Origin of the sequence: Moritella sp. 5, from assembly GCF_018219455.1 — a bacterium.
In the GTDB taxonomy this organism is placed as follows: domain Bacteria; phylum Pseudomonadota; class Gammaproteobacteria; order Enterobacterales; family Moritellaceae; genus Moritella.
In genome coordinates this window covers 2,615,473-2,627,091 of record NZ_CP056122.1, presented here as the reverse complement: position 1 = coordinate 2,627,091, position 11,619 = coordinate 2,615,473, and the positions used below count along the sequence as shown (strand labels likewise).

At 38.9% G+C, this 11,619-nt stretch carries 12 protein-coding genes; 6 read left to right on the top strand and 6 right to left on the bottom strand.

Features of this window, described 5'->3' with window-relative positions; all coding sequences use genetic code 11:
• Window positions 1–19 precede the first annotated feature (19 nt).
• From HWV01_RS11860 to HWV01_RS11840, 5 genes are all read left to right on the top strand, one after another.
• Window positions 20–307 (top strand): PAAR domain-containing protein, encoded by a 288-nt coding sequence (locus HWV01_RS11860; protein WP_211671723.1) that lies wholly within the window; start codon window positions 20–22, stop codon window positions 305–307.
• 8 nt (window positions 308–315) lie between these two features.
• Window positions 316–1,464, top strand: coding sequence for a hypothetical protein (locus HWV01_RS11855; protein ID WP_211671722.1), 1,149 nt, complete (start codon window positions 316–318; stop codon window positions 1,462–1,464).
• Entirely contained in the window at window positions 1,461–2,414 is a 954-nt protein-coding gene (locus tag HWV01_RS11850; RefSeq protein ID WP_211671721.1) for a hypothetical protein, read from the top strand. The genes HWV01_RS11855 and HWV01_RS11850 overlap by 4 nt, the downstream gene beginning before the upstream one ends.
• A gap of 188 nt (window positions 2,415–2,602) precedes the next feature.
• A complete protein-coding gene (locus HWV01_RS11845) occupies window positions 2,603–2,851 on the top strand; it encodes a hypothetical protein (protein WP_211671720.1) in 249 nt (82 codons plus the stop codon).
• A 305-nt stretch (window positions 2,852–3,156) separates the two neighbouring features.
• Window positions 3,157–4,431, top strand: coding sequence for a DEAD/DEAH box helicase (locus tag HWV01_RS11840; RefSeq protein WP_211671718.1), 1,275 nt, complete (start codon window positions 3,157–3,159; stop codon window positions 4,429–4,431).
• Between the two features lie 329 nt (window positions 4,432–4,760).
• Here the strand turns inward: HWV01_RS11840 and HWV01_RS11835 are convergent, their stop codons facing one another.
• From HWV01_RS11835 to HWV01_RS11815, 5 genes are read right to left on the bottom strand one after another with little or no spacing between them, the layout of a single operon-like run.
• Complete coding sequence (locus HWV01_RS11835; protein WP_211671716.1) at window positions 4,761–5,426, bottom strand: OmpA family protein; 666 nt, start codon at window positions 5,424–5,426, stop codon at window positions 4,761–4,763.
• On the bottom strand, window positions 5,423–6,214 hold the full coding sequence (locus HWV01_RS11830) for a motility protein A (protein WP_211671714.1): 792 nt from the start codon (window positions 6,212–6,214) through the stop codon (window positions 5,423–5,425). The genes HWV01_RS11835 and HWV01_RS11830 overlap by 4 nt, the downstream gene beginning before the upstream one ends.
• Window positions 6,215–6,217: 3 nt before the next feature.
• The gene (locus tag HWV01_RS11825; RefSeq protein WP_211671707.1) at window positions 6,218–8,029 is read right to left on the bottom strand and encodes a FliG C-terminal domain-containing protein; all 1,812 of its coding nucleotides are present in this window, start codon (window positions 8,027–8,029) and stop codon (window positions 6,218–6,220) included.
• 8 nt (window positions 8,030–8,037) lie between these two features.
• Window positions 8,038–8,601 carry a tetratricopeptide repeat protein gene (locus tag HWV01_RS11820; protein WP_211671706.1) on the bottom strand — a complete coding sequence of 188 codons (564 nt, stop codon included), beginning with the start codon at window positions 8,599–8,601 and terminating at the stop codon, window positions 8,038–8,040.
• Between the two features lie 9 nt (window positions 8,602–8,610).
• Window positions 8,611–9,735 (bottom strand): hypothetical protein, encoded by a 1,125-nt coding sequence (locus HWV01_RS11815; protein ID WP_211671702.1) that lies wholly within the window; start codon window positions 9,733–9,735, stop codon window positions 8,611–8,613.
• 330 nt (window positions 9,736–10,065) lie between these two features.
• Between HWV01_RS11815 and HWV01_RS11810 the strand changes: the two genes are divergently transcribed.
• The gene (locus tag HWV01_RS11810; protein WP_211671700.1) at window positions 10,066–10,950 is read left to right on the top strand and encodes an alanyl-tRNA editing protein; all 885 of its coding nucleotides are present in this window, start codon (window positions 10,066–10,068) and stop codon (window positions 10,948–10,950) included.
• A gap of 149 nt (window positions 10,951–11,099) precedes the next feature.
• On the opposite strand, the gene HWV01_RS11805 is transcribed toward HWV01_RS11810, so the two are convergent.
• On the bottom strand, window positions 11,100–11,555 hold the full coding sequence (locus HWV01_RS11805) for an L-alanine exporter AlaE (protein WP_211671699.1): 456 nt from the start codon (window positions 11,553–11,555) through the stop codon (window positions 11,100–11,102).
• Window positions 11,556–11,619 lie beyond the last annotated feature (64 nt).

The following is an 11,619-nucleotide window of genomic DNA, read 5'->3' as shown; positions in this document are numbered from 1 at the left end:
GTTTTAGAAAAGGATTTTTATGGGAATGCCAGCGGCCACAATGACGAGTTTTCATGTATGCCCTGCAGTTAGCGGAATAGTGCCTCATATTGGAGGCCCTGTGATCATCGGTTCGCCTACTGTGCTGATTGGAGGACTACCAGCGGCAAGGTTGGGTGATAAAATGGTATGCTGTGGACCACCAGATACGATTGTGAAAGGATCTTCGACGGTTCTCATTAATGGCAAACCTGCTGCTCGAATGGGAGATGCCGCTGCACATGGTGGCAAAATTGTTGCGGGTGTTCCGACTGTGTTAATAGGTTAGGGATTGATATGGATGTAAAGTCTCTACTTTCGTTGATTGGCCTGGCTGAAACTTATTTTCAACAGCGAGAACGTTGCTTTGATAATTGTTGGTCAACGCATTTACAACTCAAGCAACTTGACCAGCAAGCCGCAGGTTGGTTTTATTTATTAACGCAGCAAGGTGATGCATTATTATCGCTAGATATAGATAAACCCACTTGGCTTGACTTATTATTAGCGCAAACGGTCACCGAATTAGTGGAGCTCGTAAAACATCGCACTGCGATTAATGGTAGCGATAGGGTTTGTCTGCAATGGTGGTCACAACATCATAATGGTGCTGCGTTAATTGCTGCGCTTATTACACTGGAAGCAACAGCAAAACAATCATCAGCACAGCAGAGCTTGTTAACACAAGAATTGTTATGTGTTATCGCCAGCGCAACGCCTGTTATTAGCGATCAATTCAATTTTCTTCATGTCGATAATATTAAGCCCTGCATTCATTTTATTAACCAGCATTTGGGCAAAGCATCACATATCTGGTCTAGTCACTTTTTAGACGCAGAAACGACAGCGCAAAATAGTAAAAAGTTATTAGCATTGAGCTTATGTCGAGGCACTTTTCCTGTGAACTTGCCTGTATTATGCAGCGCGTTATTAGCAGACAAATATTTATTGAAACAATATGTTGTTCAAGCAGATAGCCGTTTGGTTGGGGCTTTAATCAATGAATTGTCTGCCCATAACGATAATGCCAAATTTGTATTATCACTCATGGCATTTAGCGGATATAAACAATTTATTCCTTGGTTGATCCAAATGTTAACCGCTGGTTTTTTAAGTCACGCTGCTTTTGCTGCTTTGCATACCTTATTAGGGGCTGACTTAGAGACGCAACTACCCGCTAAATTATATGGCGAGTACGAACCTGAATCTCAAGTAGACTTGCTGGTGGCGTTGAAACAGTCATTGAGTGATTGGTGGATATTGCACCGCGATGAATTCCCTGAGCGTATATTGGCGGGTAAACCAATTAATGAATCAAATATAGACTTTATCTGGCAGCAAGGAAACATTTCTCAATGCGAGGTTGCTGCTTATCACTATTGGTGCATGAAGGCTGAACATCGTTTAACGGATGCGCGAGGGTTTAATATCGGAGGGATGCTATGAAATTTACGGTAGTCGATTATGCCGGTGAATTTGGTTGTCATCCTAATTCAATCGATTCTGTTTTGACTGGGCTAACACCGGATATAGCCTTAACAGAGCTTGCTGAATACGCGCAATTTAAACCCGTTAAACAAGTCGTATTTACTCAGTCAGAATTGGCCGATAACCGTATTGACCGATGGCAAATATTGATTAACGCTGCGTTAGTCAACTCGAATTTAATTGAATTAAGTCAAGATGCACCGGTATTGATGGTACTGCCTTATGTCGATGCTAAATTTAGCCAGATGCAAAATAATTTGATTGATTCTGTGATTGCTATTTTACCTGCGTGGACAAGGCATTCTAATAGTCATTATTACTTGCTGGGGAGTGCGGGGTTTTATCAGGCATTGCGCCAAGCGGACGTATTACTCAGTAGTGGTATGGAGCAGGTGGTGATTGGTGCGGTAGACAGTTGGGCGACAGAACAGGGCTTGTTAAAGTTTATCGGTCAGTTCAGTGATTATGATTCTGTTGTATTACCAGCTTCGGAAGGGGCTGTCTTTATTGTGTTGTCTCGGCTGTCACAGGGTATAGAGGTGTTAGATTGTGGTATGGATGTGGTGATTGATCGACATGCTCCAAGTGGTTTAATTGCGATTATTGCGGATCTTGTCGCTAAACAAACTCAACCTGTGCAGTATTTGTCACTGTGTCATTCCGGAGATGAAAGCTTAGATCAAGTCGGCCACAATACACTCTGTGCGATTTCAGGGCTTTACGATGCTAATACTCGGTTTTTAACGCCACAAATTACGCAAGGCGATATTGGCGCTTGCTATAGCTTATTACATTTTTTACTCAGTTATCATCATTATAAACAGAAGATCTGGCAGGGAACTAGCCTACAAATTGATACGTCGTCGTTGCCCTATGTTGGCGCAGCGATTTATCGCTGGAGTGACTGAGTACTTATCGCGGGTGTGACAGGTACTTACCGGTAGTAAGACAAAGTCGCATTGCTACGACTATATATAATGAATCAGACTGGCTTGTTAAGGCAAAGAATAATAGCGATGGCTTAGGTTCGTTAGACTCATCTGCTGGTGGTTCTGATAATGGCGGGGAACCTGAGACTATTATCGAATCGACAATTATGGCACTTCAGGGAAATGGTTGGTCCTCTCCCTATACAGATCCTACAACTGAAAAATACATCTCAGACGAAACGTTCCTAATTGAAGGTATTGTCACGGCCATCCAAGTTAATGCCTTAGGTAATGATTTACCACAAGGCTTCTTTATTCAAGATGAACTGGGCGATAATGATGTGACAACATCTGATGGTATTTATGTCTCAGGTTTTATAACAGGTCTACTGGCTTATTATCACTTGGTTTCTTAACTGGCTTTGCTTTGTTTCGACGCTTCGGTCAACGATATATTAAGATGAACAGATAATATAATACGAGGTATACCTGTTGAATTATTGGGTATAACCTCATTATTTTGATCTGTATTCACTCATTCACAGGTAAGCTATATGTCGATGGCTCCACTGCCGTTTTTGCAGGGAAATATATGATATTAAGTATTAAAAAGTAAGATTGAATAACATTACCGCAAGGTTTGATCGATTTCACTAACTTAATAGGGCATAAATACGCTAAAATAGTCGGCTATTATCTTATTTCTGAGCTTTATATATTAATGACAACTGTCACAGCACCAGCAAACTTTACCGAACTTGGCCTTATTTCACCTTTGTTAGCGCGATTAACTGAGCTGGAATACCAGCAGCCAACGCCTATTCAAGCGCAAGCTATCCCAAGCGTATTAGCGGGACGTGACTTAATTGCAGGGGCAAATACCGGTTCGGGTAAAACAGCCGCTTTTGCATTGCCTATGCTGCAGCACTTACATACTGAAAAGCAATCGGGTAGTACAAGCAGTAAAGGTAACTATGTTACTGGACTGATCTTGGTACCGACTCGAGAACTAGCAAAGCAAGTTGCAGACAGCATTAAATCTTATGCAGTGCACTTTAACGGCGCGATTAAAACGGTTGCTGTTTTTGGTGGTGTATCAGTAAATACACAGATGCTAGCATTACGCGGCGGTACTGATATTTTGGTTGCAACACCTGGTCGATTACTCGATTTGATTTCAAGTAATGCTATTAAGCTAGATATGGTTAAAACCTTAGTGTTAGATGAAGCCGACCGTATGTTAAGTTTAGGCTTTACAGAGGAGTTGTCTTCACTGTTAGCTTTGTTGCCAAAGAAAAAACAAATTTTATTATTTTCAGCAACTTTCCCTGAAAAAGTACAAACTTTAACGCAAACCTTACTTAACGATCCAATTGAAATTCAACTGCAAAGTGCGGATGCAAGTACCTTAGTTCAGCGTGTTTTTACTGTTAACCAAGGTGAAAAAACAGCCGTTCTAGCGCATTTGATCAATGAAAATCAATGGCGACAAGTGCTTATTTTTGTTAATGCTAAACACAGCTGTAATCACTTAGCAGATAAACTTGCTAAGCGTGACATTACATCACAAGTGTTTCATGGCGATAAAGCGCAAGGCGCTCGTATTCGTACGCTTGACGGATTTAAATCTGGCGAGATTCAAGTGCTTATTGCAACTGATATCGCAGCCCGTGGTTTAGATATCGAAAAACTGCCAGTGGTGATCAACTTTGACTTACCGAGAAGTCCATCTGACTACATGCACCGTATTGGTCGAAGTGGCCGTGCTGGTGAAGTGGGCTTAGCATTATCGCTTATCGACCATGAAGATCATCATCATTTCAGCGTCATCGAAAAGAAGAACAAGATCCGACTTGAGCGTGAGCAAGTAGGGGGTTTTGAAGTAGATGAAACTATCGAAGCATATATACCAATGGCTCCACCTGAAGGCAGCGGTAAGAAAAAGCGTAAAAATAAAGCCCCAGTAAATGCAGATATCTGGTTGAGTAATAATTAACCTACACAGAATAAATCTAGTAATAAAAGTAGGTGTCGCGCAACGGCATCTACTTTACAACACTTCAACGGCCTTTCAGATTCACTTGGTTTTTCCACTGGTTCTATCGTGTTAAATGTTTCAGTAATTCCCATGGAAAACTTTAAGCAGTAATATTTAACTCACATCACACTTAGACCATCATGCATAATATGTTAACTATGATGTTCGCTTTAAGATTTACGTATGTTGTGTTTCAGCAGGGCTGTTCAGGTGCTAGAGTCAGTTTAAATAAGATATACCCCAACGAGTTGGGGTATATTGACTTATGAGAGTTAATTCAGAAGAGGTTAAGGCCTACGAATGTAAATGACAGCGCGACGGTTTGCTGCTCTAGCTGCGTTTATATCCTTAGTTGTACTTAATTCGACTTTGGGTCTTGAGTCAGCATAAGCAACTGCTTTTAGTTTATTTTTTTCAACACCTTGTTGCTCAAGTCGTTTAACAATGACAACTGCTCGAGCGCTCGATAACTCCCAGTTTGATGGGTAGAGTAGGGTATTGATTGGAATGTCGTCAGTATGACCTTCAATTTCAATCTGCTGGTTTTTGACATTTGAGTTATTAATGGCGTCAGCAATTTGATCAATCACAGGTAACATCTGTGATTTGATCTCCGCATCACCAGAGCCATAAAGTGCCTTATTAGAAAACTCAATTTTGATACCTTTTTTATCAATACTGACATCGACTAATTCAGCCATGTTATTTTTTTCTAGTACACTCGTAATGTCTTTTTTCAATTCACTAAAAGGCATAGAGGTCTTAGTTGTGTGGGTTATCGATGTGATACCTTGTTCGAGCTCTTGTAAACGGCCTTCATTTACTTCTGATACACTGACCAGAATAACAAAGAATGCTAGCAATAACGTGATTGCATCACTGTATGTGACTAACCAACCATTATCGTCTTTATCGCTTAATAGCGAGGAAGACGGTGGTCTTTTTAATCTCATTGACCTAACTCCGTCATTTTATGTTTGGGCGCTAGGTAACAGTTTAATCTGTCTTGAATATACAAATTATCTTTGTTTTCTGTTATCAACTCTAAACCAGCTGTTATAATTTGACGCTCGAAGAAAATGCGATGCTGCCTTCTTGCAATGCGAATTGCAGATGGTTTAAAGAGTAGCTGTGCTAACAATGTACCGTACAATGTCGTTAATAGAGCAATGGCAAGGCCTTTGCCTAATGCAGACAAATCACCACTCATATTATCAAGCATGATGATTAAGCCAATCAAAGTACCAACCATACCAAAACTAGGGGCGTATATTGAGAGTGTATTAATGACATTTACGTGTTCATTTCTACGTTGAAAATCACTTTCATTCGTGTCGTCAAGCATACTAGAAAGAACTTTCGATTTATAACCTGTACCCAATAACTCCATTGCATTGATAATGAAATCATCCTTTTTTTCTTTCTCAGTCAAACTGTTTTCTAACGCTGTTATACCTTGTTTTTTGTATATATCATTCCATTCGATAATACGACTAACAAGTTGCTTTAGTTGTTTGTTTTGGTTCTTTTCGTCAAGTAGGTTAACCATCATTTCGGTAAATGCGGCCCAAATCAAACGAAACGAGTAACTAATTAAGGTCGCACCAAAAGTCCCGCCAAGCACGATAAGTAAACTGAATAAGCTTACAAAGATCAGGTAATTATCAGTGCTTTTAAAAATGGCGTAAACGAATAAACCGACTGCACCTAATATGCCTACGAAAGTACTAATTGAAATCATCTATTATCCCTTTAAATCATTCATAGTGAAACGACCTGAGTTGAGCAACTGTCTTACTGCTACAACAATATCTTGTTGCGCGCTCGCTATGCTTTCTTGATCTGGAACTTCGAGTTGTTTTATCTCAAATAGCAGCGCTGATTTTAATTTAACAGGCAGGTCTGTTAATACGTGTTGAATTTGCTCTTCCTCAAAAGAGTGCAAACCAATTGCCACTATTTTACGCTCAAGGTTACGCAATGCATCGGCAAGTACTAACGTTGGTGTCTTCAATACATCATCAAAGCAATAGAATTGCTCGCGAATCTTCATGTAGGTTTCTGGAGAGCTTTCTTTAAGTTGCGTTAATAATGCTTGCTGCTCGTTTAGCGGTAAACGATCTAACATACCAAGTAACAACTCAGTGCCATCTGCATTGATGTGCTTGAAGTCAGGTACATGTCGTGATTTCTTGGCTAGACGCTGTGCAATCTCGTTAAACGTTGCGACCGGGAAGTTATGGAACTGTCCAATTTCAACTGCAACTAATGCACGTTCAGTAGGGCTTAACTGTTTTAATACAGCCGTTGATTTTAATTCTTCAAGCTGTGTTAAAACTAACGCTTTTATCCTAGGCTGTTCTTCTTTAATTAACCACGAGATTTGATTGTCAGTTAATTTTTGAAGGTAAGAAAATGGTTTATGTGTTATTGCTTCAGCATCATTTTCTATGTGCGTCAATAACTGCAGTAGATCATTTAGACTAGTGATTAAAGCAGGGTAATCTTTTTGTTCTTGCTTAAGGTAGTTTATATACTGTGGAATTTCATGCACAAGATTAGGGAAAATCGAAGTGAATATCGAACGACCTAATGTTTGATATGATGCAGCCAACAGTGGCATGTTTTGCTCGTTTAAAGCGATTTTAGCCACGGTGGTTTGGATTTTGTCTGGAGATGCGAGGCTCAGACTGATAATTCGCTGACGTAGGGCTTGTACATCTTGCTGCTGTTGCATTAGTAATGGTTCAGCTGATGGTGGAGTACTATCTATTTCTTCAACTTTTTCTGGCTTACTTCTATTTCGTAATAGTAAAAAAAGTAAAATTAATAATAAGGCGGCGAATAAAACCATTAACCAACTCAACCATTCTTGATACCAGGGTAATGGCTCTGAACTTTCTGAATCTTGAACTGCCAACTGTTTTGGAAAATCAGTCGGTATGATAGTTAATGTGTCACCTCTAAATGGATTGTAGTTTAGCTTTTCAGTAAGCAAGTTTCTTAAGAATACAACTTGTTCGTTGTTAACTGTGCTAGCAACTAATAACTTAGTGTGAAGTACTCGTAATGTTTTTTCTGAATCGTCCTTACTTTTTGGTTGATTGGCTTTTTTTACTTGATTTTCGAGTAACTCAGCTTGCTTGGTAATTGTTTTTTCCATTTCTGCAATTTGAGCTTTTGCCTGTTCTACCGCTGGATTGACAGTATTTTCTTTAGGCATATTACTTGGCAGGGCAGGTAAGTCAAATTCATCTTCAGCTTCAGGTGTTATTGTTGAAGGGGCTTGATTAGCCTGCTCTGGACTTTGTACTTGTTCCGGTGTTGCTTGTGAGGCTTGACCGTTATTATTCGTTAAATCTTGAGATTTAGGCGACGTTAATACTTCAGCTCTAATCGAAAGTATAAAGCTATCATCACCGAGATAGGCTTCGATATCTCTATTCAGCCTTTCTTCTAGGCCTTGGCTTAACTCGAGTGATTCAATTTCATTTGCCATAACCAGTGGTGTAAGCACAAGTAATATAGCGAATAATAAAGATTTAAAAATAGTCATAATCATCCTTATTTATCACCCATTTTAGTCAATGCTTTCTGAACATCTTCGTATGATGGATCAAGTTCTAATGCTTTATTCCATGCGGTTCTTGCATTGGTGTAGTTTTTCATTCTGTAATTCACGCTACCTTTAAGTGCGTGAGTTTGTGCAAGGCTAGGCGCTGCTTTAATCGCATCTTCTACTTTAGCAAGCGCCTCTGGGTAATCTTTATCTACAGCAAGTTGTTGAGCCGCAGATAATAAGCGTAATGCCTTATCTATATCTTCAGGAGCAGGCTCTTGTTCATCTAATATGTCTTCGAACTGCTCGTGATCTTCTTGATTGTTGATAACTTCTTCCGGATTTATGTCCTCATCGTTTTCGATTTCGAATATAATATCGCTACCAAGTACGTTAAATGCGACTTTTGATTCGTAGTTAGTTCCCTTATTTCGAAGGGATAATATGCCTAGTTCTAATGGGTTACCTGCTGCATCTGTTATTGCTTGTACATGATTCTCATTATTATCTTTTTTAGCACTGCATGCGGTAAGGGTGATAAGCATGCATAAAGTAATTATCTGTTTCATATTCTATCCTTAGATACGGTAGCTAAGTGTAATGTCGAAGCTTACGCCACCAAATGTAATCTCTGATGCATAGTTTGCTTTAGAACCTGCATCGATATTACTTTCGGAGACGCTAATGATGCCTAGTTCTAACGAACCACTATCGGGGAAGCTAATTTCAGTACCTACTCTAAACGCAACGGCATGGTAATTTTTGAATAATATTTGACCAATACCGATATAAGGTTTGAATTTAATTTTCTGGTTCCAATCTGGCATTAATAAGAAAACTCGACCTTCGATGTTTACACCGGCTAAGTTTATAATGTCTCTATTTTCAAGGTTTGTGACCGCATCAAAGATAATTGCGTAATCAAGGTAAGGTGTTAAATCAGAAGATTGATTTTTACGAACACCGATTGTTGTGAACTTATCTACACTAGTCGTTTTACCTGTGCTTGTGTTTAATCGTTTAGCTTCAAGACCCCAAACACCTAAAGTAAGTGCCCAGTCTGATTTTTTTGGCAAACCAATATCCGAATTTACTTCAATGTTTTCAGATATATTTTTAGCCCATATCGCATCCATCGTTTTTGCATTCACAAGCTTTAGTTGCAGATCGTAAACGCCATCATGAACTGATGCATCCCACATTAGAAAGGCATTCGCACGAATGTCTTTCGCCATTGTTTGTAATTCTTTATTTGTTTCGGCGCTATGTTTCACACGTACACTGCCATTTTTTACAGTGATATATGTTTTAGAGCATTGAACACATGTTTTAACTCGTATGTCGTTGTCAATAAGGCTCAATGATAATTTATTTTCGATTAAGCTTAATGTTGTTTTGTCTAGTTGGTGCTGTAATCTGTCACCGGTATGGTAGAGAGCAACCGTTCTAATATTTTGCTCAGAAAGTTCCCAGGGAAGTTCTCCCCAGATATCGTTACGGTCAAGAATATTTAAAAATACAAGGTATGATTGGCTAGGGGTAATATTCGATGGCGTTAAAGCTTGATGGGTTATTTCTGATTGTTCGTCATTGTCGGTAAGTTCTGCGGAATGGCTTAATGGGATATATGCGATAGTCATTATACAAAAAGAAAAAAAAGATACAAAAAATGATTTTTTTATATCAAAGAATGAACGTGTCATGGAATGCCTTTTTTATATTTTAATAAGTATATTAATGCATTAGTGTATCTATTTTCAGATTTTTAAACTGTAAGTAATATGTAAGTAAATGTAAGCTGGTCGTAATTAAGTGTAAATAATAAGGAGGAGCTGTAAATTTAACCTGTCTAGGAAATGTTCCATCACATTGAATTTATTGATTAATTAAGATGTAATACCGTGTGAGGTCATACATAGTATTGGCTAATTTAAATAGTGCTTTATACCAATTTTCAATTGAGGTATCTCCTTTAAACGTATTGGAAATGGTATTATTGTGCAATTCACTTACTAATTATCTAAGGGTGTTTAATGTCTGATGTTGTAATTCATCAAGTACGACCAACTAAGGTTCTTTTTACTCAAGGAATCATACAATCTTTAACTCAAGTTCAGTGGGTTGAACAAACAGACACCAGTACTTATGTGGTTACTGAAAAAACACCGTTCCACCCGGTAAGTCATATCTGGCCAGATCATCCTGCGGATAAAGGGTTTTTAGTATTTAACGGTAAGCAATACACAGTCACAGATTGCGTTACGGGTGCTTTCGATATTGAAAATAGTAAGCTATATAAAGGTACAGATATACCCGTAAAACGTGGTGAGCCTGGCTGGTATTTTGTTGTCGTACACGAATTAGAATTAGACATGGCATTAAACATTAATGATTCTGTTGAATTAGTTGTTGATGCAAGGTATCAAACGGCATTAAGTCGAGGACACAGTGCAGGGCATTTGGCTTCTTATGCGTTAAATAAGGTTTTAGAACAAGGTTACTGGCGTAAAGATGCATCACGCAAAGATGTATTAAATAATCGCGACTTTCATTCATACGCACAAACATTAAGTTTGGTCTCTGAAAACAAATCAACAGACAATTACCGTTTGGGTAAAACGTTGAAAAAGCGTGGCCTTAATGTGGCTGAGATGCTTGCAGACCTATCACTCATTGAAGCGAGGGTGAATGGCGTATTGGCAACCTGGCTTGCGACTAAAGCATCTGTTGTGATGAAGTGTGAAGGTGATTCGCTTACGGACTCTCGTTTTTGGTGTTGCGATTTAGGTTGTGGTGAAAGTATTGCTATGCCTTGCGGTGGTTCACACGTACAAAGTTTGGCTGAATATAAAGATATAACGATTGAGTTAACATTTAAGTCTGATCAAGAATTAGAGATGATCACAAAGGCTAATTAAAAATAACCCTTACTAATTTAAAAACATCTGTAAATGCACACGTTAAATCTTTGAATTCCTAAAATAGAGGTTCGTTCAATTTTTTTATCCGAACCTCTATCCATACTATTCTTTAGGGGCAATACCAGTCTGATATATTATTTTGCCGGTTAAGCGCTGATACCTGCGTGGTATCCTGGTACGCGAAATAGCTTACGACATAAATCAAGAAATTGGCCGTAGAACACACCGACAAAGCATGACACAACAGCGTTACTTGATACCGCTGTTACGATTTGCTCAACATCAGCACCGACAGATAATAAAATTAAGGCATAAACAGGTGATTGGAAAGATACATACGCAAACGTATCACCAAATTGTTTTGTTAGTTTATTCTTAACTAATTTAGCACCAGTCCTAATAATAAAGTCACGATATAAACCATATGGGTATGCAATGGCGATGTTGACCGGGATAGAAACCACACGGGAAGCTAAAGATCGTTCAAACGACATCCCAGAGACAAAAATCTCAATCAACATTCCCACAGCAAAGCTAAATATGACCATTGCGAATGTGTCAGCTGCGGCATTACGAACGCAGAAAGGGGCTTTAACTTGCACTTGCTTATCTCCAGATTAGATTAATATCGTGTGTAAATTGATTTATTCATCACTTATAAGCTGG